A 26,558-nucleotide genomic window follows, 5' to 3' on the forward strand; every position below is an offset into this window, starting at 1 on the left:
CTTGTAATGAGCGTTTCAGCGCTCATTACGAACCCTTCGACTACGGTCAGGGTAAACCCTTTATTCATTTTGACTAATCTTTTACAGAACCCATCGATTTTTGTGCAACTGACTGCTTTTTAGGACGACTATTTCCTCCACCCATGATGCTGCGGAAATACAAACCTCCAACTGTTCCTAAAAACAGGACATATCCCACAGCTTGCACAACATAAAGATATTGCCTGTAACCAAATAAGGCTTGAAAAATAACGCCAGGGAACTTTTCATCAGGCAAGATGTTGGAAGTATTCCAAACCATTGGACCTAAGATACAAGAGTGAATTCTTGTGAACCGTTCGTAATAAAAACAAAGACCTTCCGAGGCGCGATTACTAAGAGCAAGGGTTGCAAAAGCTTCGTCAAACTTCTGCAAAGAAGTCACCACTAACCCCGCCACAATTAACACCAAGAAAATACCCATGACTTGGAAAAATTGGCGGATATTAATTTTAACACCCCATTTAAATAAAAGCACACCAATTCCCGCTGCGACTGCAATACCAGCAAGAGCGCCAAAAGCAGGAAAAAGCCCTTGTTGAAGGTTAGCAGCAACGAACAAAACCGTTTCAAAACCTTCCCGTACAACGGCAATAAATACTAAACTGAAAACACCCCAACCAGCAACCTTATTCTGCTTTAAAGCATCTGTTACTGCTCCTTCAACTTGAGCCTTCATAAATCTGGCTTGTTTGGTCATCCAGATTAGCATCCAGCTGAGCATAACGATCGCCAACAGACTGAACACACCTTCCATCATTGGCTCAACCACGGTTGAGTATTGAGGATTAATTGCACTGAGTGCTTGAACCACCCAAGTGAAAAGAAAACCTATGAGTGCGCTGACAATAATGCCAACGCCGACACCAGCATAAACCCAAGGGTTCAGACGAGATTGCTTAGCTTTTTTTAGCAAAGCTAGTACAATGCCAACTACGAGAGCAGCTTCTACTCCTTCTCGGAGTGTAATCACAAAAGTGGGTAAGGCAGCACTAAAGTTCATTATTTGTCCTTTTTCTTTTGTTCTGGGTGCGAATGAGGCAGTGCACCTTTGCGACTTTAAGCGTTGAGTGCACCCGCCGTTCATGAGTGGTTTTATTTCACTCATGACTAATGACTAAATAACCAATAACTATTTAGTGAAATCGCGTAACATCTTTTTCACTTACAAACAATTCAAAATACTATAGCTATGTAGATGTGCTGGAACTATCTATGATTTTTTGGGAATTTTCCTCAATAGTTTTCACTAGCTTGGTAACATCTTCAGGGGTTTTGACTGGTTTAGCGGGTGCAATAGCAGAGGGCCAAACTTTTATCAGTTCAGCGATACTGGCTTCAATTCCTTTAGATTCTTGGGGATAGTCTTTAGCCACTTTGCTAGAAATCCCTTTATATAAGTCATCAGCGTAGTTGACAAAGCCACGGGAATCTTGATACTCAATTTCTGCAGAAATTTTTCCATTTGCAATTGCCGCAGTGTACTCTGAGTTGGCTGCATCTAGCAATCCGTTAATGACTTGTAGCACGAATCTGGGTTGCGATCGCTGATCTGCTGGTAAAGCATTTACAGCACCATCAACTGCTTGCATCGAAGAGGTAAAATCAGTTTTGATCTTGGGACTTTTGGGATTGGATTTAACAAAATCTTGCAAACTAACCAAAGATGTCTTAAACTCTTTGACTTTGCGCTCATTTAATTGGTCTTCTACATCAACATAAATCTCTTCAACTGGATGACCAATGTGAGGTTCTGCTTTTTTCGGTTGATTTTGATCCAACAGTTCTTTTGCTACCAAAAGGTGTCCTTTCATCAGTCCTAGTTTGGTCATGTAGTCTACGTCTTTTGGTTCCCCAGTTAGAACGACTTCCTGAGTCGTAACCTGCTCCTTAATCTTGTCGAATTGCTCTTGAGTAATTACCTTTTTAGAAACTAAGTCCTCAGGACTACCATAGGGACGACTTGCCTGAATTTTATTTGATAATGCTGGAACACCAAGCTGTCCCTCAAACTTATCCAATTCCGACAAGATCGCATTGTTGATGTTGATTTTCTTTTTACTACTGTGTCCGCTATGACTAACTGCTTCAGTAGCAGCCTGGGGACTGGAGTTAGCCGCTGGTGTTGTTGAATTTTCTGCGGTTTGTGTACCGTTACAGGAAGTCAAAGCGAAGATGATTGCGCTAGCAATAGTTAGGCAGATGTAACGAAATCTTATCATTTGTGCTCCTCAAAGTAGTTAAAAGGTAATCATTGAAACATTTTTTTGCTATTTTCACGGGAAAAAGACTTTTACCTTTCACCGTTAAAAAGATACAAAAAGCTTTGCAATATTGCATTTTCGCCTATCCAACAGCAAAGCTGAGCGCAAGGCACATACTGCGCTTTGCCTGACATAACGTGCTGCTTTTTGCATACTTTTTGTACGAGTGTCAATCTCTGAATTTGACAGTGGATCTTAGATTTTGCTATGATACTTTCCCACAAATGATATCATTTTTCAACTACTTGCTAATTTTTTGATTATGATTTAATATAAATTCTTAGTATGTTTGAATGTGTAAAAAGTACGGTATGAGCAACCACTCTTCAATTGCCCATACCGCGCTTACAGACACAGACGCTGATTTTATACTACAAAGACGGGTGGGAGAATTATCACTCTTATTGCGTTAGCGAAGCTCACCGAAGGTATCGCACATCCAATCTCTAACTCTTTCTCAGCTAGAAGCACTTGGCGAAGCTTTGTTAGATTTTACGGCGATGGAGGATTTGCTCAACTGGTTGCAAGCAAATCAAAGCGAGTAGCAGCTTACCATACAGGCTTCCCCACATCTTGAATCACAAAGAATGTTGTCAGGAAACATTTTTCCAAGCGAGGGTATTAAGCTCAGTATATATATAGCTCTCAAACCGCAAGCTGGAACAATGAAAATTTGGACGCCCAATCAATCACTGCAAAACGGACGCTTCATCATTCAAAAAGTCCTTGGTAGCGGTGGCTTTGGTATTACCTATAGCATCCTCGAACAGCGTACAGGTAAATTATTTGTCCTGAAAACCCTCAACCACCTTCAGCAAATAAGAAAAGACTTCTCGGAACGACAGGTAAAATTTGTCCAAGAGATGACGCGGTTAGCACGATGCGCTCACCCCCATATTGTGAAATTTGAGGATGTCATCCAAGAAGATGGACTGTGGGGGATGCTGATGGAATATATTGATGGCGTGGATTTAAAGACTTATGTTGATGAGGGTGGGCAATTGTCAGAGGATGAAGCTTTACTTTACATTAACCAAATTGGGCAAGCTTTAGAATGTGTCCATCAACAAGGATTCTTACATCGGGATATCAAGCCTCATAATATTCTCTTACGCCGTGGCAAACAAGAAGCAGTATTGATTGATTTTGGTCTTGCTCGTCAGTTTAGCACTGGTGAAAAATCCATCAGCATGACGAGTGATGGAACTGAAGGTTATGCACCCATTGAACAGTACAGAAGAAAGGGCAATTTTGGTGCTTATACTGATGTTTATGGTTTAGCCGCAACGCGGTTCATCCAAACACAGTTTACCGTTTTCGTCAACGCTTCCCATTACTTCTTGTGCTTTCATTTTTCCTCCCAAAGTCTGTCAGCTTATCTTCTTATAATATTTTGCACCAATCCCAACAATTAAAAGTAACCGGAAAAATACAACAGATGCCCGACTTCGTAAGAGTTGTCGGGGTCTTGTTTTTCACGAATGATTTAGGATTGCTATAAAATGTAATAACCATCAGACTATATTCCAACAACGAGGTTAGCGGTAATGTTGAAGTCAGTTGAAGGAGTTTATAAAAACGGTACGATTGAGTTATCTGAAGTACCATCCGATGTAGTAGAAAGCCGCGTCATTGTTACTTTTTTAGAAGCAAAGCCAGTTCAATTTACTCCACAAATGATGTACTTTGGTATGTTGGCTGGTTCAAATCAACAATCAAGCGAGGAAGATTTCAAAATAGCAGAATTTCATGGTGATTTTGGCGATGAATTAAACTGGTCTTAGATAAAAGTGAAGTATGTTATCGATACTCATGCTCTCATTTGGTTTCTAGAAGGTAATCCCCGCTTGGGAAGTAACGCGAAAACAATTCTTTCCAACCCTGAGAGCCAATTAATTATACCTGCTACAGCTTTAGCTGAGGCTGTTTGGATTGTGGAACGTGGACGAACATCGATTTCTTCAGCAACTGCTTTACTCTCAGCAGTCAATGCGGACAGTCGTATCGTAGTATATCCATTAGGTACAAATGTCATTCAACAAACTATCGGTTTAGCTGCGATCGCAGAAATGCACGACCGACAAATTGTTGCAACTGCGATAGTTTTGGTCAATCAAGGAGAAACAGTTGTTTTGTTAACCTGTGACCAAAATATTACCGCATCAGGATTGGTAACTATTATTTGGTAACTTCAAATTTAGTGATGATAATATCAAAGATATATCAAATAGATATAAAAATATAATATGCCTGCCAAAGTCACCCTCACAATTACTGAAGGCAAATCACCAGGAAGACAATATACCTTCGACTCCCGCACAACTTGTATCATTGGTAGAGCAAAAGACTGCAACCCGCAACTACCAGATGATGATGATCATCTTACCATTTCCCGCTATCACTGCTTATTAGATATCAACCCGCCAAATATTCGCGTGCGGGATTTTGGTAGTAGAAATGGAACTTATGTAAACGGTAAAAAAATTGGACAACGCCAATCCAAGCAAACTCCAGAAGAAGCCGCGAAGTTGGAATTGACAGAGTATGATTTGCAAGATGGAGATGAAATTAAACTGGGTAATACAGTATTTGTCGTTGGAATTGAAGTTGAATTACAATCACTTAATATTCCTGATTTCGTCCCTGGTACAGCTAACATCCATAATGTCAATCAACGCCCAACACAAGCACCATTTTTCTTGGAATTGATTAAACGCTTGTTGGGTTTAGCAGAAAAAGGCGACGAAAATCTCATAGCAATTCGCGGTTATAGCATTATCAAACTATTAGGAAAAGGCGGTTGTGGCGAAGTTTATTTAGCACAGCATAATCAAACAAAAAACTTTGTTGCCCTGAAAGTCATGCTACCAGCTGTTGCTGCAAATGACTGGGCTGTACAAATGTTTATGCGGGAGACAGAAAATACGAAAGCGTTGCGACATCCTCATGTGGTTAAATTGCTTGATTATGGTTACTCGGAGAGCATTTTCTTTTTCACAATGGAGTATTGTGAAGGTGGTACTGTTGCTGACTTAATGGAGCGACAGGGAGGAAAGTTATCAATAGATATTGCTGTCCCAATTACTCTCCAAGTTTTAGACGGTTTAGAATATACCCACAACGCAGAAATTCCTAATGTCAAATTAGGTAATGGTGGATTTGGTAAAGGTAGGGGTTTGGTTCACCGCGATCTCAAACCAAGTAATATTTTCCTGGGCAATGTTGATGGTAAACTAACAGTAAAAATCGGAGACTACGGTTTATCAAAGGCGTTTGATTTAGCAGGTTTAAGTGGTCAAACTTTTACAGGTTTTAGAGCGGGTACTCCCGTTTTGATATGTCGCCAACAACTCTTAAATTATAAGCGTGTTAAACCAGAAGTCGATGTGTGGGCTGCTGCGGGTTGTCTCTACTATATGCTGACTGGATTTTATCCTCGTAATTTCACTGACAGAGACGTCTGGAAAGCCGTATTGGAAGATGACTCTGTACCTATCCGCCAGCGTGATGCAAGTATACCTCGACGACTGGCGGAGGTGATTGATTTAGCTTTGGTGGAGAAGCCAGAGATTTACTTTAAGAGTGCGACTCAGTTTAAGCAGGCGTTGTTGGATGTGTTGTGATATAAACCACTGTTAACTGTTGACTGATTACTGTTCACTGTTAACTGTTCACTGTTGTCGCCTAGCTTTGAAATTAATAATTTGCTCCAAGCGAGATAAAGCACTCACCGCTGACTCCTGCACATAAGAATCAGCAGACTCATCATTAGTCAACGGTTTGAGGACTTCTCTTGCTCGTTCATCTCCCGATGCTGCAAGTGCGTTGACGACTGACACCGCCACCGCTACATTATCTGTGGTTTTCAGCGCCTCAACCAAGATATCAAAAGCAGGGGAACCAACTTCACCCAACGCCATCACAGCTGCAATATGAACCACTGGATTGGAGTCATTGATGGCAGTTTGTAATCCTTGCAAACCTTCAGCTGGAAAAGGAACATCTGGATAGTTTACCGCAATTTGTGCCAGCGCCTTCGCACAGCTACCCCGGACAGTCACATTGTCGCTGTTAAGTAATGATTCTACCAAAGGTGGCACACTATCTACGCCAATCATACCTAAAGCTTTGACTGCTGCTCGACGAAAGACGACGTCTTCATCATTGAGAACACTCATCAAACGAGGAATCGTATTTTGATCACGGTTTTCTGCCAACTGTGACATTGCCCGTTCCCGTAGATTGGGATTTGGGTGTTTGAGTTGTTCAAATAGCGAATCTACTGTCATGGGTTTATTACTTTGCTGGATGCAGGAGTGTGAGTTGCTTTGGCTCGAATCAACCAGTTTTGGTCATTTGCTGCAATTGTGTGAGCACTAGTATCGCCAAGTTTCTCCAGAGCCATTAATGCAGCATATTTCAAATCCCAGATTTTAGTTTCCAGAACGGCTACCAGAGCAGGAATCGCACTCGTATCGCCCAATTCACCTAGAGCGATCGCCGCCCCCGCCCGAGATTTCTGAAACTGAGGTTCGCGATTGTTCAAACCTTCAACAAGCAAATCGTAACCTGGAGCATACTTGAGCCAACCCAAGAGTTTCATCACATGGTAGTGTGCTCCATAGTCATTGTGAGCTTCAGCGGCATAGGTTGCCATCAGGGCTTCACCTGCACTCTCACGATACTCTTCTAATATAGTCTGTGTCGCCAGATAACAACGCCCAAAATCGGTATCATAAAGTTCTCTAATCACAAATTCCAGTGTTGGAGTCTGATCGTAGCCATGTACCAACTTCAAATCTCTTGGATGGTCAAAAATGACTTGCTCTAGTGATGGTTGAATATCTGTAAAGGCGATCGCTCCTGCTGGAATACCAGCTTCTGCCAACAAGCGAATCCCCCGCAGACGAAACACAAGTGATACCGGACACTGAGCAATCTGAGGAATAGCAGCGTAATACCGAGAATCGATCAAATCTTGGATGCACAACCGACGTGCATACACATTCGGGTGTTCAAGTAAGGCAAGCACCTTCTCAATTGGGGAGTAGTCTCCAGTGAAGCGACAAACGGCAGAGATGGCTGCACTTGCTGTGGGTTTGTCGGTAGCATCCACAAATTTACGGATACGCTCCGCTGCTGGCGGATAATCTAACTTTGCCAGGGTATGGATAATCACCCGATAGGTTTGTCCTGGCTTTTCGAGTAATTGAGCAATTTCTTCGAGGATATCTGAGTCTTGGGTGCCTATTTCACCAATCGCCCATACCGCATTTTCCACAAGATAGGAGTCTTCATCTGCCAAGCAGCCGCTAATGGCTGGCAGTGCTTGCAATGAGCGCAACTTTCCCAGCGACTCCACTGACTTGCGTCGCACGATGCGGTTATCTAAGGACGGATCCGTGTTTTGCACTGCCCGAATCAGCGCGTTGATAGAGCGCTCTGTCGCGAAGTTTACCAACTCTGAGGCAGCCACGTAGCGAGAGTCATCTTCCGCTAACTGGTCTAAAGGCGTATCCAAGAGAGTAATAGCTTGTTCTTCGGTGAATCCAAAAAGATTGGAAAAGCGCTTATCCATAAGTTACCTGTTAACAGTTAATAGTTAACAGTTAACAGTTATCAATTTGAAGAAGAATTCAGTATTCAGAAGAAAGAAATTAAAATTTAGTTTTCCGGCTTCCGGCTTCCTACTTCCGAACTTCTGACTTGGTGACTTGGTGACTCCTTCACTGATAACTGATGACTGATAACTGATTAAAAACATGAACCTGGGGATTCTCAAACCAATACTTAACCTTTCTGGGCAAAGCACTAGATTAAGAATCCCCAGGACTGACGAACCTAAGTCCAATCAGCTATGAGAGATTATGAACCTATGAGAGGGAGTTGATCAGATAGTCGATAAGAGCGTTGTACTCAACTAGAGCTTGAGCAGACATATCGCGAGGAGCGCAACCACGATTACGAGCAAATCTGAGTGCTTCAACGTAAGGAGCGGTGGGCAGTTCTAACGCGCGATAAACTTCACGACCACCAGCAATACCCCACTCATCCAATGGGCCAGTACCACCAACTACTAAGGAGTATTGGATAAGGCGCATGTAGTGCTTGATGTCACGCAGACACTTATCTTTCTTGACTTGAGTGCTGTTAGCTTCACCATCATTGTTCAGGTAAGGATACTTTTTGATAGCAGCATCGTAAGCTTCCTTAGCTACGCTGTCCACGTTATTCAGCTTTTCAGCAGCTTCTAAACGGGCAGCAGAACGCTGGATACTACCTTGAAAAGATTCTAGGTCAGAGGTGCTGGGGAAACGACCAGCCGCATCAGCAGCAGCGATGACTGTAGTCACAACTGATTTCATGTTTTGCTATCTCCAGAAATAGATATTTAAGCGTTTATTTCAATTCAATTCGTCAATTGCTTTGGCTATTGCTTAGCTCAGAGCAGAAACAACGCGATCGAAGTAGCTAGCTGCTTCAGCTGTCAAAGCAGAGCAGTCACCTTGCTGAGAACCCATTTTGCGGAATCTCTTACCACCATTAGCTTCTGTATTGGTGTCGTTGATGTGAGCCAGTGAGCTAGCCTTCATGATTTGAAGAGCTCTGACTGTGGAGGTGGTGGGTACACCAAGAGCAGCATAGGTTTCTTTCAAACCGTTGAGGCAGCGGTCATCAAGAACGGAAGCATCACCAGCCAATAAAGCGTAGGTGATATAACGCAGGACGATTTCACCATCACGCAGACAAGCAGCCATGCGGCGGTTGGGATAGCAGTTACCACCAGCTTGGATCAAGCCTTGGTTTTCGCAGATCATCCCAGCGATAGCATCAGAAACGATACAGCTAGCGTTGCTGGCGATCGCGTTTACAGCATCAAGACGCTTGTTACCTTCGCTAACAAAACTGCGGAGTTTACTAATTTCTTCTCCACTTAAGATGCCAGTTTTAGCGTCTGCTGTAACTACGGCTTTGGAAAATGCGTCGAGTACCATTGAACTCTCCCTATCTTCTAAGTTCTTATCTTGTATTGGACAAGACATCTTTGAAGATAAAAGAAGAGGTATGCTAGTGTCTCACTTCTGAGAAACAAAGTAATAATCTGTAACAATTGCTATATTTTTTAAGCCAAGGAAAGTTAGCTCTTAACCCTTTAACAGTTACAAAAACTAGCAGTGTAAGGGCAATGCCTAGTACAGCACGGCGTAAGTTAACCAGGTATTACTGTGGGAGAATGAGTAATTAGATTAAAAGTAGTTTTTGCTGAGAAGCGGAGAATTAGGATGTGGCAGGATTAGCTCCAAAACAATTAAACTTAAGCGATGGCGATCGCTCAGAACTGCAAGAGTTGGTAAACCGACACAATACAGGGCAACAAATAGTACTACGTGCAAAAATAATTCTTCTAGCGTCAGAGGGGAAAAATAATGGCGAAATTGCTCGAACATTAAATATAAGTCTGGATATGGCTCGTTTATGGCGAAACCGATGGTTTAAAACTAGCGATAAAAAGTTGCCTACTTTTGAGAGACTACGAGATTCGGAGCGTATTGGGGCACCAGTAAAATTTAGTATGGAGCAAGTAATCAAACTGTTTGCCCTTGCATGTTCAAAACCCGAAGACTACGGACGACCAATAAGTCATTGGACACCAAGAGAACTAGCAGACGAAATTATAAAGCAAGGGATTATTGAAAGCATATCTGTCCGCCATGTTGGAAGATTACTAGAAGAGGCAGAACTTAAACCCCACCAGAGTAGTTACTGGTTAACCCCCCCCTAAGGACGAAGAATTTGACGTAAAAGTTGAAGATATTACTGGTTTATACATAAGTGCGATTGAACGTTATCAAAACGCAGAGCGTACAATATCAATTGATGAAATGACGGGTATTCAAGCTACAGAGCGTCTAGAAAAAGATTTACCGATGCGACCTGGTAAAGTTGAAAGAAGGGAGTTTGAGTATATTCGTCACGGTACACAGAGTTTAATTGCTAATTTTGATGTCGCTACTGGTAAGATTATCGAGCCTACTTGTGGAGATTCTCGAACAGAAGTTGATTTTGTTCTCAATATTCGTCGAATCATTGAAAGTGAACCCAATGCTAAAAAATGGCATCTAATCATGGATTGTCTGAATACGCATCAGTCTGAATCGCTGGTTCGTTTGGTTGCAGAAAAAGAAGGTTTGAATATCGATCTGGGTATTAAAGGAAAAAGGGGAATACTCAAATCCATGAAATCCCGTGCTGCTTTTTTAAGTGACAAAACACATCGAATTGTTTTCCATTACACCCCTAAACACTCTTCTTGGCTCAACCAGATTGAAATTTGGTTCAGTATTTTGGTTCGTAAGTTACTTCAGCGTGCTAGCTTCAAGAGTCAGGATGACCTAAAAACCCGAATTCTTGAATTTATCGACTACTTTAATAAAACAATGGCTAAACCTTTTCAGTGGACATATAAGGGTAAAGTGTTAGCTGTCTAATACTTGGTTTATTTACGCCGTGCTGTACTAGAGCGATCGCGCCTAACAGTGTGGGGCAGATCAAATTTATGGGCGGGGTGAGTCGGACGCCTAGTCCTGTTGTCGGCTTTGTTTTTGTTATGGACTTTTGACTCAAAGCCAATGAGCGTCTAACCTACTCTATCTGGGCGATCAGGTGCTTAATCACATTCTCTTTAATCATTAATTGCCGCAGGACTTCCAACAGCAGCCCCTGAGCCTGCTCCTCATTCAGTCCTTTGACCTGTCGCTCATATGTTTTCAGGCTAAATTCTTGTTCTAAGCTAAGTTCTATCGGAAGTTCCATGATAATTGCCTCAAATGGTGTGAATTTAGTGAGATGTGAAATAACCAATAAAATTCAGACTTCAATTATCACTGTATTAAATACAACCTTTCACTACACTTTTTTATAAGTATTTAGATCTTTATCCTGTTGTTAACTAATATAACAAAAAATTGACAATAGAACCAACCTGAATATGATACTCCGGTAGGAACTCCGGTAGGAAAAAAGATCAACCGATGGGATGAAGATTTGATCGTATAAACTACCTCGGCTTGTGAAGAGTGTAGGTAGTTCACTCCACATATTGTTCTTGGCAAATTATCTAAAGTTTAGTTAACTTTTTTAAAGTTGGTGTCATCAAAAATGAAAGCTTTAATGCAGATATCGACTCCTATATCGACTCGGCGGAGTATGATGTCAGCTTTGGCGATTTCATTGTCCCCTGCTATCGCGGTTTTTCTACCCAACTCGGTCAGAAAACAGTTGGTTTTACCCGCATGTTTCGTCTGTATCGGGGCTATGCCAAAGTGCGATAAGCCAGAGGCTTTAGCTTGTGCGTATCGCTGCCAGTTATCCGGACAATCGCAACGACAAACGAATAAGAGAAACAAGGACTGCAGCACTGCCTGACTGGCTGGGCAACCTAATAAGTACCACTACTAGTTCCAGGAGAAAAACTAATGAACCAAGAGGACATCTGTGTAGAGCCAGAGTTAACTCGTATTTATCGCTCCACACTTTTCCTAGGGCAGCCTGTTTTACAGTACTGTGTAGTAGCCAAAATGGGTGAGCATTACCGAGTTATATCAGACTGGAAATACGAAGATCAAGACGACAAACAGACTCCTTTAAGACCACTCGATCTATTAAAACCCCAGCATTTAGGACGATACCTTATATACCTATCTAGGTTAGATGCTATGGCAGATATATTACCAGAACACCGTCAAGAACTGGTTAAAGGTAAGTGGTTTACATTTGAAGATAGCTAATGAATAACCCCAGGACAACTCTGGGGTTTAATACCAGACCGAACACATTTTAATCGTTGATGTAGCTTGTAAAATTGCTGGAAATCACATAATTATTGACTATTTTAGACTAACTATAAGGTTTTTTTTTGGAATTCCGTTTAAAGTAATAACTAAAATACTCTCGATATAATCCACAGCTAATACTTGCTTGTTCTCCTAAAAGCTTTACCAATCCCAAACTTTTTAACTGAAACCCTATCTCTTGTTTTAACGGAATCGGCGCAGTCGCCATTATGACTTGTTGAAAAGCATCTGCTAAGTCAGTATATTGTTGGAGATACCACAATTGTTCTTGTAAATGATTCCTGAAAATACCGTTATCATTTATGGCATTTTGCAGTAAACTTTCTAATGAAATATCATCATTTACAGTATGATACAACGCCAGCCGCACTAAGTAAGGAAATCCTTCCGTGAGTTCCATTAATTGTTCCAGTACAGAAGATGTCATCTGGAGTCCGTGACGCTGTACTAACTTTTCTACCTGGAATCTTGTAAAAGGAGGTAAATCAATTGCTAATCCTATATTAAAGGGAGATTTATTAATGTCCAAGGCAATATAAATATCGGTAGATTGAACAATGATAAACCGAATTTTTTGCCACATCGAAATATCTCTCGTTTCCTGATGCCATGAGCGTAATAGTGCGAGAAAATCACGAGCTAGTTTCGGATATTCAAACAACTTATTCACTTCATCTAATGCCAAGATAACGGGACTAGAGATTTGCTGTAATAGATATTCTTGAAAATAAATAGTGCAGTTCATCAAAGTACCTATTTCCTCATCCCAGTAATCCTCCAGCTTTGATTCTAGTTTCAATTGATGAGTAACATTGGCACAGAACCAGCGCATAAATTTTTCTAATGAGGTGAAAACTTCTGTTTCAGCGTAATTTAAACTTAACCGTACTGTATAATAATTATGAGAGTTGCAATAAGCGAGAATTCTTGTCATTAGGGAAGTTTTCCCCATCTTTTGAGGTGCTTTGATGCGAATCAATGCACGAGGTTGGAGAATTTCTTGATAACAGATTTTTTCTAAATCCCGCTCAATATACAAAGTAGAAGAAAGAGGAACTTGTCCTTCTGGAGATTCTAAAGCTATCTTTCGTTGCGTCTGTGCAGGCTCGGATGTTATCTGCAAAGATAAAGTTTCCAGTCGTTGCTCTAGAACAGCACGACAATTCGTTCTATTTATTTTTTCCCCAACAATATCTGAAATGAGTTGCCATAATTTAGGGGCAACTATTTGTTTAATATAGGTTTCTGAGTAGTTGTTTTCTGTCGCGATTTGTGGATAGGTTTTTTTTGTTTCAGATATCGATTCGGACAAAATAGTTTTTTGGATAAACGAGAGCGATTTTCCTGTTTTGTCAAGAATCATCCCTTCTATTGATTCGAGAATTTTTTCTGTGATCATTATCTATTTTTACAGGTAACATATATTTAAAGCTCCATTTCCTTTTAGCCATTGTTTTTGTTGAGCGGTTAAACCAACAACATCATTAAAAAGCGCTCCTTTGACACGAGAACCATAAAAATCAACTCCTTCAAGGTAGGCGTTTTTAAAATTCGCGTGTCTTAAATCTGTATTTCTCAGATTTGCCCTCTTTAGCACTGCACCTTCTAGGTTGGCATTAAATAAGGAAGCTTGTTCTAAATTGGATCCACTCAAATCTGTGTTTAACAAACTGGCTAATTCCAAAGAAACTTCCACTAATATTGCATTAGTTAAATCAGCATGACTCAAATCTGCACCAATTAAATCAGCTTTAGTCAAGTCAGCTTCATTCAAAATTGTTTCTTGTAATTGCGCTTTCTCCAAGTCAACCCGCCGCAAGCAAGCCGCACGCAAAATAGCACCTTCACAGTTAGATTCCCTGAGAATGGCATCATCAAGATTTGCGTCAGTCAAATCAGTTTCTTTGAGAATTGCTTTGAAAAGATTCGCCCTAGTTAAATCAGCGTGAGTTAAAACTGCTCCTTGCAAATCAACCTCTGTTAAATTTGTCTCTATTAATTTAACAAACTTTAGGTTGGCATGATTTAATCGAGCGCTACTTAAGTTAGCTCCGCTTAAAGTCGCCTCATTGAGATTTGCCCATAACAGAGAAGCATGAAATAGATTTACCCAACTCAAATTAGCTTGATTCAAATTAGCTCGATTCAAGTCTGCCCAAACCAATTTACTTCCACTCAAGTTTACCTTACTGAGATCAGCACCATTGAAATTGGCATGACTAAAATCTGTACCACTAAGATCTACACCGCTCAAGGAAGCTTCACTGAAGCTCAGGTTCTGGAATTCTCTTTCCATTGCTGCATAGTCTTGAGGAATGTCATTTGGGTTCACATTCTTTCCTGATTTTTGATTTTTCATTTTCAATAGATTCAGGGGAGTCCCGTTTGGATATTCAGTTTTTGCCACTAGGAGATCTGTATGAAATCAGACTTCTCTTTTTTTCATTCGTAGTCTTGCTAGTCTAGAGCGCAGTTATTAAGAGGTCTGTTTGTTGATAATGATAATCTGCTGTTAAGTAGATGGGTCAAAATATAGCAGGGAGCAGGGAGCAGGCTTGAAAATCCCGTGGTTTCCGTGTTTTCTCATTAGTTGATGTCCTAATCTACCTGGCAACTGCTATAAATATAAGATCGCTTGTCATTGCGATGCAAGTGAAGGCTGAGCAAAGACTGACCCCAGCTTCACTTGGATCCGTATGCTCTCGCTTGTCCGCTACATTAACGCTACAGACATCTTATATTTACAGCAGTTTTCATTTAAATGAACCACACCGTTTGTAAGGGTGCAATGCCTTGCCTCCCTTGGACTGTGGTTTATTTACCTGAAAATGGCTGTAATTGCAATTACTTACTTATTGGTTTAACTCTAACACAGGTTTAAACGGCTTAAATGTCTTGATGTCCACGCAGGCAGTTCTATCTAGCTTGGTTCTGAGTTCAGTGGTCAAGGTGACTAGCGTTTCGACAAGAGTTTCACGGTCGGTTAGGCAGCCTTTAATTGCCATCAGTTCTCCCAGAATCCACTCATAGAGCTGTCTGTCTGCACTGTTCATGAGTACAATCAGTTCGTTCTTAGTTGTTATGATTTGGTTGATATGAGTGTTATCGATTTCCTGGCTAATATTCTGGATCATCACAGAGATTTCATTTTGTATTTTTTGGTCATAAATATTCTCAATTTGCTGACTGATGTAGTATTTCAAATCAGTATTATTATTGACAAGCTTTTGGGAAATAACTCTGTTGAATGTCTCTTGATCGCCTATTGTGTTGATCATCTCATCCACGTGCTGTGTAACCAGATCTATAAATGTCCGATTCCAATCGTTACGCAGGTTCTCAATCTTGTTATTAATTTCAGGACTGTTGGCAACTAAGTTGACAATCTCGTTGTTCACTTCAGTGTTGTTTACACGATGCTGTAAGCGTCGGTCAATGTACTGGTTTAACTCCTCATTGTTATTGACAATGTTGTGGGTAATCAATGGGATGTGATGTTGGAGCTTTTGGTCATAAATGTTGTCAATTTGCTGACTAATGTAGTGGTTCAAATCAGTATTATTATTGACAAGCTTTTGGGAAATAACTCTGTTGAATGTCTCTTGATCGCCTATTGTGTTGATCAGCTCATCCACGTGCTGTGTAACCAGATCTATAAATGTCCGATTCCAATCGTTACGCAGGTTCTCAATCTTGTTATTAATTTCAGGACTGTTGGCAACTAAGTTGACAATCTCGTTGTTCACTTCAGTGTTGTTTACACGATGCTGTAAGCGTCGGTCAATGTACTGGTTTAACTCCTCATTGTTATTGACAATGTTGTGGGTAATCAATGGGATGTGATGTTGGAGCTTTTGGTCATAAATGTTGTCAATTTGCTGACTAATGTAGTGGTTCAAATCAGTATTATTATTGACAAGCTTTTGGGAAATAACTCTGTTGAATGTCTCTTGATCGCCTATTGTGTTGATCATCTCATCCACGTGCTGTGTAACCAGATCTATAAATGTCCGATTCCAATCGTTACGCAGGCTCTCAATCTTTTTGTTAATTTCAGGACTGTTGGCAACCAGGTTTACAATCTTGTTGTTAATTTCAGGACTGTTGTTTACACTATCCTGTAAGCGTCGGTCAATATACTGCTTTAATTCCTCATTGTTATTGACAATGTTGTGAGCAATCAATGGAATGTGATGTTGGATCTTCTGCTCATAGGTGTTGTCGATTTGTTGGCTGATGTATTGGTTAAATTCAGCATTATTATTGATAAGCTTCTGAGTAATAAGTCTGTTGAATGTCTCTCGGCTACCTATTGTGTTCATTCTCTCATCCACATGCTGTGTAACCAAAGTAATGAATGTCCGATTCCAATCGTTACGCAGGCTCTCAATCTTTTTGTTAATTTCAGGACTGTTGGCAACCAGGTTTACAATCTTGTTGTTAATTTCAGGACTGTTGTTTACACTATCCTGTAAGCGTCGGTCAATATACTGCTTTAATTCCTCATTGTTATTGACAATGTTGTGAGCAATCAATGGAATGTGATGTTGGATCTTCTGCTCATAGGTGTTGTCGATTTGTTGGCTGATGTATTGGTTAAATTCAGCATTATTATTGATAAGCTTCTGAGTAATAAGTCTGTTGAATGTCTCTCGGCTACCTATTGTGTTCATTCTCTCATCCACATGCTGTGTAACCAAAGTAATGAATGTCCGATTCCAATCGTTACGCAGGCTCTCAATCTTTTTGTTAATTTCAGGACTGTTGGCAACCAGGTTTACAATCTTGTTGTTAATTTCAGGACTGTTGTTTACACTATCCTGTAAGCGTCGGTCAATGTACTGCTTTAATTCCTCATTGTTATTGACAATGTTGCGGGCAATCAATGGAATGTGATTTTGGCTCTTTTGCTCATAGATGTTGTCGATTTGCTGGTTGATGTAGCGGTTCAAATCAGCATCATTATTGACAAGCTTTTGGGAAATAATTCTGTTGAATGTCTCTCGGCTACTTATTGTGTTGACCAGTTCATCGGCATGCTCTGTAGCCAGACTCATAAAAACCAGATTCCAATCGTTACGCAGGCTCTCTATCTTTTTGTTAATTTCCGGACTGTTGTTTAGACTATGCTGTAAGCGTCGGTCAATGTACTGCTTTAATTCCTCATTGTTATTGACAATGTTGTGAGCAATCAATGGAATGTGATTTTGGATCTTCTGCTCATAGGTGTTGTCGATTTGCTGGTTGATGTAGCGGTTCAAATCAGCATCATTATTGGTAAGCTTTTGGGCAATAATTCTGTTAAATGCCTCTCGGCTACTTATTGTGTTGACCAGTTCATCGGCGTGCTGTGCAGCCAGACTCATAAAAGCCAAATTCCAATCGTTACGCAGGCTCTCAATCTTTTTGTTAATTTCAGGACTGTTGGCAACCAAGTTCACAATTTCGTTGTTAATTTCAGTTGTTCTGCGTCGCCGTCTGTTAAGTAACCACCAAAGTAATATTAGTAAAGGAATTCCTGCTAACAAGAGAAGCCACCACCAGGGAAATCCTTGCCCGGTTGCCTCACTAGCTGTAGGTACAAGCGCAACATTAGCAGTAGATGCAGGGTTGGGAGAAGAACCAGTGGCTACTACTGATGTTCCTGAACCAGAACCACTGGTTGCTGAACCGGAACCACTGATTGCTGCACTAGAACCACTCGTTATAGATTGGCGCACTGCTTCAGCTTCCTGCTGTTTGGCAGCTGCTAAAATTTCTTGTCCCGGTGCTGAAGTTGCAAAGCCCAGAAAAGCTAGGGTTGCTGGAGTAGCAGTTTCCTTTCGATAAACATACCCCCGAGGTTGGGAATAGGGATAACGGGGATCAGTAGGCATGGTTTTGTGCATGGGCAAAACCCGGACATTCGGCAAATTCAGTACTTGATCTGCGATCGCATAACTAATTCCATCCTTACCCAGTGCCTGCACAATCGTTGCAGTGTCGTCTTGGGACAGCCTGGTTGTGTTAGCTCCATTTTTAAACGGGGCTTTTTTGAAAATAGCGTAAGTGCTCAGCGAACGCCGCGTGTCGCTATACTCGGGATGGTCAATAAATCGAATCTTACCAGGAGTGCCTCCTACCTGTGACCAGTTTGTGATCTCCCCTCGAAACATCTTGGCGAACTGCTCGAAGGTGAGGTTTTTCTTAAATGGATCGTCAGAACCTACGATAATCGCGATCTTCTCCCGACTAACAGGAGTGGCAACAAGTCCCTGACCCTTCTCCTTATCCGTGAGTGGGCGTCCAATGGCTGCCATATTGATGTCACCTCGCAGCAGTGCTGCTAATGCTCCATCTGTTCCACCCGATGCCAGCTCAACTTTGGTGCCCGGAAACTTCTGTTCAAACCGTTTTCTCAACGCTTGATTAATTACTGTCATGCTGCTCGAACCGTCCACTTTCACCGTTGTCCCACTCGGTAGTGAATTGGGAAGCGGGAAAGAGGGGCTTGGACTGTTAGATTGAGCAACAACAGGAGCGAGCAGAATCGATGGCAAAGATGCCACTAGCGAGTGAGTAGCTGTCAGGCCTAGCACTGCCATCACAATCTGCGCAAATTTTTTCCTAAAGGATTTTTTAGAGCGAAACATTTATATTGACCTCAATAACAGTTAGCAGTTTTACGCAGGGACGAAAGCAAATACTGTTTTCATGCTTGGGAACAGTATGATGTTTCATTAGTTTCATTTTTTTTAATTTTCCTTATTTTAGTAAAAGACGGGCAAAATGCCCGTCCCACAATCAAATCATGTAATTCTGGTTATTAACCTCCTAAATACTAATGTGGTTGCACGGGTGACAATTTGATGTAGTTATTCAGGGTGGCAATTACATTGGCTTGCTCATCCAGACCGCAGTTATGAACAAGTCTGTTTGTTGATGATGACAATCTGCTCTTATTGCTTAGGTTGTAGCAAGGCAGGTTTGAACGGCTTGACGCTCTTGATGTCTACGCAGGCGGTTCCATCCAGCTTGGTTCTGAGTTCAGCGCTAAAGGTGACTAGCATCTCGACAAGAACCTCACGGTCGGTTAAGCAGCCTTTGATTGCCATGAGTTCTCCCAGAGTCCACTCATAGAGTTGTCTGTCTGAATTGTTCATCAGCACAGTCAATTCGTTCTTGGTTGTGATGATTTGATTGACAAGATCATCCACCTTGATGTTGATGATATTTGCGATCCGGGTATTGAATGTGTCTGTGTCGCCTATGATGTTGATCACTTGGTCAACGTACTGTCTCACCAGATTTATGAATGTCTGACTCCACTCGTTGCGGACGTTGTCAATCTTGATGTCAATATCTCTGTAGACGTTGTTAATCTTGTTGTTGATTTCTGGACTGTTGACAACGAAGTTGACAATCTCATTATTTATTTCAATGTTGTTGGTTACATTTTGCTGTAAGCGTCGGTCGATGTACTGATTTAAGCCCTCATTATTATTGACAATCTTCTGAGTAATTAGATGCAAGTTATTTTGTACCTTTTGCTCATAAGTGTTGTCGATTTGTCGGCTGATATACTGGTTGAGTTCAATATTATCATTGACAAGGTTTTGAGTAATCAGTCTGTTGAATGTATCTGTACCGCCGATGATGTTGCTCAGTTCATTGACGTGCTGTGTAGCCAGATTGATGAATGTCCGATTCCACTCGTTGCGTAGGTTTGAAATCTTGTTGTTAATTTCTGGACTATTACTAACGAAGTTGACAATCTCGTTGTTCACTTCAGTGTTGTTGTTTACAGTGTGCTGTAAGCGTCGGTCGATGTACTGATTTAAGCCCTCATTATTATTGACAATCTTCTGAGTAATCAGATGCAAGTTATTTTGTACCTTTTGCTCATAAGTATTGTCGATTTGCTGGCTTACGTACTGGTCAATATCAGCATTATGATTAACAAGCTTCTGGGTAATGACTCTGCTGAATGTATCTGTACCACCGATGATGTTGCTCAGTTCATCAACGTGCCGTGTAGCCAGATTGATGAATGTCTGATTCCACTCGTTGCGCAGGTTTGAAATCTTGTTGTCAATTTCAGTACTGTTGGCAACCAAGTTGACAATCTGATTGTTCACGTCAGTGTTGTTGGTGACACTGTGCTGTAAGCGTCGGTCGAAGTACTGGTTTAACTGCTCATTGTTATTCACAATGTTGCGAGTAATCGCAGAGATGTTATTTTGTACTTTTTGCTCAAAAGTGTTGTCAATTTGCTGGCTGACGTACTGGTCAATGTCAGTATTATTATTGACAATTTTCTGAATAATCAGTCTGTTGAATGTATCTGTACCACCGACGATGTTGCTCAGTTCATCCACATGCTGTGTAGCCAGATTGATGAATGTCTGATTCCACTCGTTGCGCAGGTTTGAAATCTTGTTGTTAATTTCAGTACTGTTGGCAACCAAGTTGACAATCTGGTTGTTCACGTCAGTGTTGTTGGTGACACTGTGCTGTAAGCGCTGGTCGAAGTACTGGTTTAATTGCTCATTGTTATTCACAATGTTGCGAGTTATCGCAGGGATGTGATTTCGTATCTTTTGCTCATAGGTGTTGTCAATTTGCTGGCTGACGTACTGGTCAAGGTCAGTATTGTTGTTGACAATATTTTGAGTAATTAGGTTGATGTTATTGCGTACCTTTTGCTCAAAGGTTTGGTCGATTTGCCCATCAACATGGCGATCTATGTATTGGTTGAGTTGCTGCTGATTTACAAGGTTGTTAATAATTAATTCGACATTGTTACGTATCTTTTGCTCGAAGGTTTGGTCAATTTGCCCATTAACATGTTGGTCGATGTGCTGGTTAAGTTCCTGCTTACGTAAGACACTGTTAACAATTAATCCGATATTACTACGTATCTTTTGCTCAAAGATTTGGTCGATTTGCTGATTAACATGCCGATCAATGTACTGGTTGAGTTCCTGTTTATTGAGAATATTGTTGACAATTAATCCGATATTGCTGCGTATCTTTTGCTCAAAGTTTTGGTCAAAGTACTGGCTGATCTGCTGGTTAATTCTCTGAGATATCTCAACGTTAATCCTTTGTTGCAGAAGCCTATCTATGTAACCAGACCAGTCTTGCAAGTGCTGAGTGACACTAAACTCCATCTGCTCTACATAGGCATCCATCGTGTACCTGACTTTCTCTACTTCTATAGCCAGGTTCTTGAAGTGTTTCTCATAATTCTTCAAGAGCCAATGTTCGAGCTGATCCCAATACTTAGCTTCTAGCTCAGCATCATTTTCATTTATCACCTTGAAAGATGCACTAATCTGCTGCAAGCGTTCTTCTAACTTCTGCTTGTACTCGGCTTCGTTAATCTGTATGGTGAACTTGTTAACACCCACTGGTTCACGACTGACAGATCCACCTGTGGCTTGAATATTTGTCACAGTCTCGCTTGAGCTGTTCGCACCCACTGGTTCACGACTGACAGGTCCACCTGTGCTTTGAATATTTGTCACAGTCTTCGTTGTAGTGGTTTGTCCTTGACTTGTGACAGTCTTGGTTGTGCTTGTTGTGTTTGTCTTTTGCTTTTTCTTCTCAGCCAGTTCAGCTGCACTCACTGGTTCTATTGCCAGAATAATTTGTCCTTCGTTATCTTCCTTATAGGTGTCAACAAATAAACCTGTAATGGTTGTTTTTTCTTTGACCTCTAAAATGACTTCATCTTTGAGACCATTCAAGGAAGACCAACTTTCTTCAACTTCAATGCCAGTTAGTTTTGTAATAAACTTTCCGCCTTTGACCCAAAGTAAAGCCCAAGGTTCTATGTTAAACTTCTTGCTATCTGACCAATAGCTAGCACTGCCTTCACGGATTTTGATGCGATAGTTTCCGGGATTTAACTCAACGAAGTTACCTTCCGACTGCTTCAAACTCGACAGGTAGTTTTCATCTAGAACATAACTATTGCGTTTGCTATCTACTGTTAAAGTTTGAGGATTGAAGAAAGCCTTATTACTGGTTATTAAAAGGCTAATTGATCCACTATTGTCATTGTTGCTAACATCAAAAAACAAGGCATGAAGAACTGCTTTTTGTTTTACTTCTAATTTCAAACTATCATTATAACCATTTAAGGTTGTCCAAGTTGCGCCAACCTCAAACCCTGTATTTTGATTGATAAATGTACTACCATCAGCCCCATATATCCAGAGTAGAACAAAAGGTTCTCCTTCTTTTTTTGCTTTGGCATATCTGTAGTGACCGCTAGTAATTCTGATATCAAAAGTCCCTTTTTGAAAAGTAAATGAAGTTGCAACATTTTGTTGCAGATTGTTCATTTGATCAGGGTTGATAACATAACAATTGTTTTTGGTATCGATTGTTAAAACGCTCATACCTTCCTCGTTGATAGCTTTAATTTCTTGAGAAACTTTTGTCTTTTCAGATTTTTCCTCTGAGTTGACTTCTGAAGCGGTTTGGGTCGTTAATACCGTCGCTGGTAAGTTGACTTCTGAGGTGCTTTGGGTTGTTACTACCCTTGCTGGTGAGTTAACTTCTGAAGTGGTTTTCGTCGTTACTACCGTTGCTGGTTCATAAAGAGTGATGCCTGCCCAACGACAGATAGGATCGGTTGTGGCAACTAAAGTTCCTTTACCTGTGGTAGTGTCGATACGGATTAACTGACCGTCTTTACCTAACTTAAAGAAGTTGCCAGTCACGCCATAGAGAACATCACCAACAAATTCCATGCTGGCAAGAGCAGCAAAGCCAATGTCCCCGATAGTTTTGACTTCACCTGTATCGAGGTTGCAGCTTGCTAATAACTTCTTCTTGTTGTAACCAATCAAGGTAATATAAGCTTTGCCATCAGCATCAAAGGCAACTTCGCCACAGTTGTAGTCTTTACCTGCTACCGCAAATACTAATGTACCTTTACCTGTTTCGAGATTAATAGCAATCAGCTGTTTAGCAGTTGTGGCGTAGAGGGTTTGACGCTGGCGATTATATGCTAAGCCAGCACAGGCAAAGCCAATATCACCAACTACAGTGGCATCACCTGAATTTAGGTCAATTTTAACCAGTCGAGTCTTGTCGCCATCTCGAGTAAGTCCATATAGTTGAGAACCGACAAAAGCAATGTCAGAAACCTCTGTGACTATCTCGCCAATAAAAGTAGCTTTACCTCTGGCTAAATCCAGAGTGTAAAGTTTGCTTAATCGATTGGAGACACAATCTTGAATGTAAACTGCGCCGGGTTTGAGTTTAATAGTTTTAGCTGTGCGACTCCCACAGATAACTTTTTCTAAGACTTCACTAAAACCATTGATAGCGTCTTTATCCGTAAAAGATTGTCCACCTGTTGAGGTTGCAAGTCTGGCGTATTCGGTTTTGATACTTTCTTGATGCTTGCTCTTTGAAGTTCCAAAATAGGTGTGAACAGTCACTCCTGCTGCTTGGGCTTTTTGAATAGCTAAATCAGCAGCTTTAATATCCTCTCGATCTGTTTTATCTCCGCCCCCTTCGAGCGCTTCATCGCCGAGATAAAAGATCGCGCGTGTTGCATCTGAGCGCCAGTCAAAATAATCTGAGATATCTTCAATGGCGCGAGCTGCATCTTCTTGAGCTCCTGCGTCTGCAACTTGTCCTTTTTTTCGACCCCTGAGCTTGGATTCTGACACCTTGCACTTTTGAGTCAGATAGGCTCTGATAGTTTGATCAAAGCTTGTACCTTTCCAAGTACCTTCTATGCCTAACCAAACAACCCTTAAGTCTGAAGGACAACTGGATTTGGCTTTGGCGATCGCAGCAGCAGCAGCATTACTCAAACCCTGTGCTTCGTCTTTCATCGATGGACTCGTATCGATAACAATGACTAAATCAACAGGAGGTATAGAGTTTGCTTGTTTACTCATGCTTTTTTCTTTTTTTCCCTTTTGGTTGAATTGGAAACCGAATAATTTCATACAGATCCCGTTTGAACTTCATAGGCAGATTTAGTTTGGTAACCCAAGGCAAATCTTTTGGCAGGAGTATTACAGAGGAGTTAGCACGGAAATTGCGAACTCCTCCAAACTCTGTCAATGCACATTGTTACGTAAGCGCAAAGCGTACGCAAAATTATTCATATATGCAAACTGCCGTCTGCCGTCTACACTTTAAGCCTGTTCAAACTCCCCTGCGCCAAGGCGCAGGAAAATTTATATGTTTGGGATACTTAGATTGAATTTTTATTGAAACAGTGTTAATTCCTACCATTTTGGCTTGACAGCAGTTTTATCATAAATGAACCAACAATGCCTTGGCTCGCTAGGACTGTGGTTTACTTACGTGAAAATAGCTACAGAACTATCTCAAATATTTTTGAGCATTAAATGATTAGAAGACTTTACATCTTTTATTAGGTTACTTGCTTTGTTGGAATACAAAAATATATAAATTTCATATTTTTTTATTTCTTGATAGATATTCACATATATCTTACTACACAATTTGGCTTATTTTTCAACATACTTGGTATTGATTTTTACTAAGAAAAAAGATAGAAATTTTAAATAGTAATCATAAGATATGTGCTATTGTCAATTCATAAAATTCACATATTTGTGAACAAAAAATAAGATTTTGCTAAGCGAGACTTTATCCAAAATTATAATTTTTCCGATTTTATCTAAAAAAATACAATGCCTACGCCAGCGGTACTAGCTTTGTCCAAGTGTTGTAGAACGGTAAATAATAGACAAGATTGCAAAAGTGAGATTTTTGATGGTTCTGTTAAGCGTTAAGCGTTCCCGACAACTGCCACGAAGTTTAATGAAATGGCTGCAAAGTCTGTTGGAAACGAAAATGGCTGAATCTCTTTAATCGACAGGATTACAAGCTGGTAAGGCATAATTATCTCTGGCATTGCGAAAATGAGCAAACGGACAGTTATTTGCTGTCCTTCCTTTATATAAATGCAAGCAAAATCAACTTATGCACCAGTAGATAGAGGGAAATTCTTGCGAAATCTGACTATTGCAGAACCGCACGGAAGTTGGCACTTTTTGCGCAATTCATATAATAGTTTATTTATAAAGTGCGTAATAGGTCGCTTCAATCAAATCTTTCAAGCTTTATGATAAAGAGTAGACTAGGGAACAAATATTTGAGTTTGGAGGCTTGGACTTATTGATGGACGCAATGGAGTTTTTTCAACAAAGTGCTGGTTCTTGGCGATCGCAACGCACAACCCATCACCTCGCCTTCAAACGATCTGAGGTTGGTGAGTCGCAAATCCAGGTAGATGCTCTGGCGGCGGACGATCCAGAAATCATTGCTTTATGTGAATTCCATCAGATTGATGCAAGTCTGGCTATTGGGGGTTGCAGCGTCAGATGGGGAGGCTCAATGGGCTGGGATCAAGAGGGCGAAAATCACGAGGGAAACACTGTATTCGCTTTGGTACCTGATACAGATAATCCTCGGCAAGGTCGATTACTGCGCGATAGAGGCTATGCTGAAATCGTGCCGGTTGTTGGTCAGTACCACATGGATGATGATGGTGGACTGGTTCTGATCACCGAATATGACACCATGAGTTCAATTGAGCGGTTCTGGTTTGCCAGTCCTGATTTGCGAATGCGTTGCAGTACAGTGAAACGCTTCGGCGGATTCAACACAGCATCATTCTGCACTGAAAGCCGCGTTGGGGCAGATTCATTGAGCCATCCAGAAGTTAATCAGGGGGATGCGATCGTATCGGATGTAACCCCGACTCAAGCTCAAGAAGTCCTTCAAGCCCGACAAGACACCTCCCCACAATATTTCTCTTTGTTAGGTTGGTGATTGATTGTCATAGCACTGACGCATACACCCGTGGAGTCGAGTATCTGCGGGTGGCACAAAGCTTTGTGCTAGATCCAGCGATGGTGGATGTGATGGAGAACCTACGCGATCGCATGACCATCTGTACTTGGATTGGCAAAAACATTGATGTGGTAAATGAATCTCTGCGAAACTGTCTAGAAGCTTGCCACGAATGTTTCTACCCTGAAGTACGTCGCGCTATGAGAATCTTTGCAGTTCCCCTAGCTCAATCATTTGGGCTAGATGGTTTATGTAACATTTCGACAATCCCAATCACAATCTTAATCGATGCAGGTCGAGTCGCTCCACAGAATTGGTTGAGTATTGTTGCTCATGAATATGCCCATGCTCATCTAGGTACTCCCGGTCATCATCAAGATTTTGCAGCGGTTCTGTTCCATCTCTGTCTCGGGCTAGGACTAGAAACACCTGGGGCGCAAATGGACGCGACAATCTTACGTAGCTGGCCCCCCTACCCTTCAATCCTAGACCCGTTGGCATTTTGGAGAGGAGAAACCCTTCACCACGGCGATTAAACTGAATTAATGGTGCCTGTAGAACT

At 41.1% G+C, this 26,558-nt stretch carries 20 protein-coding genes and 2 pseudogenes; 11 read left to right on the forward strand and 11 right to left on the reverse strand.

Annotation, left to right across the window (positions count from 1 at the left end; translation table 11 throughout):
- Positions 1–73: 73 nt before the first annotated feature.
- Both DP114_RS12775 and DP114_RS12780 read right to left on the reverse strand, forming a co-directional pair.
- Positions 74–1,042, reverse strand: coding sequence for an FTR1 family iron permease (locus DP114_RS12775; RefSeq protein ID WP_169264977.1), 969 nt, complete (start codon positions 1,040–1,042; stop codon positions 74–76).
- 187 nt (positions 1,043–1,229) lie between these two features.
- Entirely contained in the window at positions 1,230–2,261 is a 1,032-nt protein-coding gene (locus tag DP114_RS12780) for a ComEA family DNA-binding protein (protein ID WP_171976255.1), read from the reverse strand.
- Between the two features lie 476 nt (positions 2,262–2,737).
- Between DP114_RS12780 and DP114_RS34940 the strand changes: the two are divergent.
- The 5 genes and pseudogenes from DP114_RS34940 to DP114_RS12805 form a co-directional block, all read left to right on the forward strand.
- A pseudogene (locus DP114_RS34940) lies at positions 2,738–2,848 on the forward strand (DUF4351 domain-containing protein); the annotation flags it as partial.
- Positions 2,849–2,968: 120 nt separating this feature from the next.
- On the forward strand, positions 2,969–3,718 hold the full coding sequence (locus tag DP114_RS12790) for a serine/threonine protein kinase (protein ID WP_171976256.1): 750 nt from the start codon (positions 2,969–2,971) through the stop codon (positions 3,716–3,718).
- 132 nt (positions 3,719–3,850) lie between these two features.
- The gene (locus DP114_RS12795) at positions 3,851–4,087 is read left to right on the forward strand and encodes a hypothetical protein (RefSeq protein ID WP_169264974.1); all 237 of its coding nucleotides are present in this window, start codon (positions 3,851–3,853) and stop codon (positions 4,085–4,087) included.
- A gap of 6 nt (positions 4,088–4,093) precedes the next feature.
- Positions 4,094–4,492 (forward strand): type II toxin-antitoxin system VapC family toxin, encoded by a 399-nt coding sequence (locus DP114_RS12800; protein WP_171976257.1) that lies wholly within the window; start codon positions 4,094–4,096, stop codon positions 4,490–4,492.
- A 57-nt stretch (positions 4,493–4,549) separates the two neighbouring features.
- On the forward strand, positions 4,550–5,926 hold the full coding sequence (locus DP114_RS12805) for a protein kinase domain-containing protein (RefSeq protein WP_171976258.1): 1,377 nt from the start codon (positions 4,550–4,552) through the stop codon (positions 5,924–5,926).
- Positions 5,927–5,974: 48 nt separating this feature from the next.
- Here the strand turns inward: DP114_RS12805 and DP114_RS12810 are convergent, their stop codons facing one another.
- The 4 genes from DP114_RS12810 to DP114_RS12825 all read right to left on the reverse strand — a co-directional run bounded on the left by DP114_RS12810 (position 5,975) and on the right by DP114_RS12825 (position 9,298).
- Positions 5,975–6,592, reverse strand: a complete 618-nt coding sequence (locus DP114_RS12810) for a HEAT repeat domain-containing protein (protein WP_171976259.1) — start codon at positions 6,590–6,592, stop codon at positions 5,975–5,977.
- Positions 6,589–7,881, reverse strand: a complete 1,293-nt coding sequence (locus DP114_RS12815; protein WP_171976260.1) for a HEAT repeat domain-containing protein — start codon at positions 7,879–7,881, stop codon at positions 6,589–6,591. The genes DP114_RS12810 and DP114_RS12815 overlap by 4 nt, the downstream gene beginning before the upstream one ends.
- 295 nt (positions 7,882–8,176) lie before the next feature.
- Positions 8,177–8,668, reverse strand: a complete 492-nt coding sequence (locus tag DP114_RS12820) for a globin family protein (protein ID WP_169264969.1) — start codon at positions 8,666–8,668, stop codon at positions 8,177–8,179.
- Positions 8,669–8,740: 72 nt separating this feature from the next.
- The gene (locus DP114_RS12825; RefSeq protein ID WP_169264968.1) at positions 8,741–9,298 is read right to left on the reverse strand and encodes a globin family protein; all 558 of its coding nucleotides are present in this window, start codon (positions 9,296–9,298) and stop codon (positions 8,741–8,743) included.
- 290 nt (positions 9,299–9,588) lie between these two features.
- Here DP114_RS12825 and DP114_RS12830 point away from each other — a divergent pair, with 290 nt between their 5' ends.
- Entirely contained in the window at positions 9,589–10,086 is a 498-nt protein-coding gene (locus DP114_RS12830; protein WP_169263472.1) for a helix-turn-helix domain-containing protein, read from the forward strand.
- 85 nt (positions 10,087–10,171) lie between these two features.
- Complete coding sequence (locus DP114_RS12835) at positions 10,172–10,792, forward strand: transposase (protein ID WP_256379390.1); 621 nt, start codon at positions 10,172–10,174, stop codon at positions 10,790–10,792.
- Between the two features lie 154 nt (positions 10,793–10,946).
- Here the strand turns inward: DP114_RS12835 and DP114_RS12840 are convergent, their stop codons facing one another.
- A complete protein-coding gene (locus DP114_RS12840; RefSeq protein ID WP_169264966.1) occupies positions 10,947–11,117 on the reverse strand; it encodes an NblA/ycf18 family protein in 171 nt (56 codons plus the stop codon).
- 359 nt (positions 11,118–11,476) lie between these two features.
- On the opposite strand from DP114_RS12840, the pseudogene DP114_RS12845 reads away from it, so the two are divergent.
- Together DP114_RS12845 and DP114_RS12850 are read left to right on the forward strand one after the other, a co-directional pair.
- A pseudogene (locus tag DP114_RS12845) lies at positions 11,477–11,623 on the forward strand (photosystem I reaction center subunit XII); the annotation flags it as partial.
- Between the two features lie 156 nt (positions 11,624–11,779).
- Positions 11,780–12,091 carry a hypothetical protein gene (locus tag DP114_RS12850; RefSeq protein ID WP_171976261.1) on the forward strand — a complete coding sequence of 104 codons (312 nt, stop codon included), beginning with the start codon at positions 11,780–11,782 and terminating at the stop codon, positions 12,089–12,091.
- Positions 12,092–12,200: 109 nt separating this feature from the next.
- Here the strand turns inward: DP114_RS12850 and DP114_RS12855 are convergent, their stop codons facing one another.
- From DP114_RS12855 to DP114_RS34395, 4 genes are all read right to left on the reverse strand, one after another.
- Positions 12,201–13,556, reverse strand: a complete 1,356-nt coding sequence (locus DP114_RS12855) for an AAA-like domain-containing protein (protein ID WP_171976262.1) — start codon at positions 13,554–13,556, stop codon at positions 12,201–12,203.
- 9 nt (positions 13,557–13,565) lie between these two features.
- Entirely contained in the window at positions 13,566–14,489 is a 924-nt protein-coding gene (locus tag DP114_RS12860) for a pentapeptide repeat-containing protein (RefSeq protein WP_246163149.1), read from the reverse strand.
- Between the two features lie 520 nt (positions 14,490–15,009).
- A complete protein-coding gene (locus DP114_RS12865) occupies positions 15,010–18,741 on the reverse strand; it encodes a substrate-binding domain-containing protein (protein WP_216669994.1) in 3,732 nt (1,243 codons plus the stop codon).
- A gap of 354 nt (positions 18,742–19,095) precedes the next feature.
- A complete protein-coding gene (locus DP114_RS34395; protein WP_216669995.1) occupies positions 19,096–24,063 on the reverse strand; it encodes a hypothetical protein in 4,968 nt (1,655 codons plus the stop codon).
- A gap of 1,258 nt (positions 24,064–25,321) precedes the next feature.
- Here DP114_RS34395 and DP114_RS12875 point away from each other — a divergent pair.
- Together DP114_RS12875 and DP114_RS12880 are read left to right on the forward strand one after the other, a co-directional pair.
- Positions 25,322–25,975 carry a phycobiliprotein lyase gene (locus tag DP114_RS12875; protein ID WP_171976265.1) on the forward strand — a complete coding sequence of 218 codons (654 nt, stop codon included), beginning with the start codon at positions 25,322–25,324 and terminating at the stop codon, positions 25,973–25,975.
- Complete coding sequence (locus DP114_RS12880) at positions 25,972–26,532, forward strand: hypothetical protein (protein ID WP_171978180.1); 561 nt, start codon at positions 25,972–25,974, stop codon at positions 26,530–26,532. The genes DP114_RS12875 and DP114_RS12880 overlap by 4 nt, the downstream gene beginning before the upstream one ends.
- Positions 26,533–26,558: the final 26 nt, after the last annotated feature.

Origin of the sequence: Brasilonema sennae CENA114 (assembly GCF_006968745.1) — a bacterium.
In the GTDB taxonomy this organism is placed as follows: Bacteria; Cyanobacteriota; Cyanobacteriia; order Cyanobacteriales; family Nostocaceae; genus Brasilonema; species Brasilonema sennae.

What these genes read in the sequence shown, in the direction of transcription:
- DP114_RS12775 (WP_169264977.1), bottom strand. Translation starts at nt 1,042, where the DNA reads ATGAACTTTAGTGCTGCCTTACCCACTTTTGTGATTACACTCCGAGAA.
- DP114_RS12780 (WP_171976255.1), bottom strand. Translation starts at nt 2,261, where the DNA reads ATGATAAGATTTCGTTACATCTGCCTAACTATTGCTAGCGCAATCATC.
- DP114_RS12790 (WP_171976256.1), top strand. Translation starts at nt 2,969, where the DNA reads ATGAAAATTTGGACGCCCAATCAATCACTGCAAAACGGACGCTTCATC.
- DP114_RS12795 (WP_169264974.1), top strand. Translation starts at nt 3,851, where the DNA reads ATGTTGAAGTCAGTTGAAGGAGTTTATAAAAACGGTACGATTGAGTTA.
- DP114_RS12805 (WP_171976258.1), top strand. Translation starts at nt 4,550, where the DNA reads ATGCCTGCCAAAGTCACCCTCACAATTACTGAAGGCAAATCACCAGGA.
- DP114_RS12810 (WP_171976259.1), bottom strand. Translation starts at nt 6,592, where the DNA reads ATGACAGTAGATTCGCTATTTGAACAACTCAAACACCCAAATCCCAAT.
- DP114_RS12815 (WP_171976260.1), bottom strand. Translation starts at nt 7,881, where the DNA reads ATGGATAAGCGCTTTTCCAATCTTTTTGGATTCACCGAAGAACAAGCT.
- DP114_RS12820 (WP_169264969.1), bottom strand. Translation starts at nt 8,668, where the DNA reads ATGAAATCAGTTGTGACTACAGTCATCGCTGCTGCTGATGCGGCTGGT.
- DP114_RS12825 (WP_169264968.1), bottom strand. Translation starts at nt 9,298, where the DNA reads ATGGTACTCGACGCATTTTCCAAAGCCGTAGTTACAGCAGACGCTAAA.
- DP114_RS12840 (WP_169264966.1), bottom strand. Translation starts at nt 11,117, where the DNA reads ATGGAACTTCCGATAGAACTTAGCTTAGAACAAGAATTTAGCCTGAAA.
- DP114_RS12850 (WP_171976261.1), top strand. Translation starts at nt 11,780, where the DNA reads ATGAACCAAGAGGACATCTGTGTAGAGCCAGAGTTAACTCGTATTTAT.
- DP114_RS12855 (WP_171976262.1), bottom strand. Translation starts at nt 13,556, where the DNA reads ATGATCACAGAAAAAATTCTCGAATCAATAGAAGGGATGATTCTTGAC.
- DP114_RS12865 (WP_216669994.1), bottom strand. Translation starts at nt 18,741, where the DNA reads ATGGCAGTGCTAGGCCTGACAGCTACTCACTCGCTAGTGGCATCTTTG.
- DP114_RS34395 (WP_216669995.1), bottom strand. Translation starts at nt 24,063, where the DNA reads ATGAGTAAACAAGCAAACTCTATACCTCCTGTTGATTTAGTCATTGTT.
- DP114_RS12875 (WP_171976265.1), top strand. Translation starts at nt 25,322, where the DNA reads ATGGACGCAATGGAGTTTTTTCAACAAAGTGCTGGTTCTTGGCGATCG.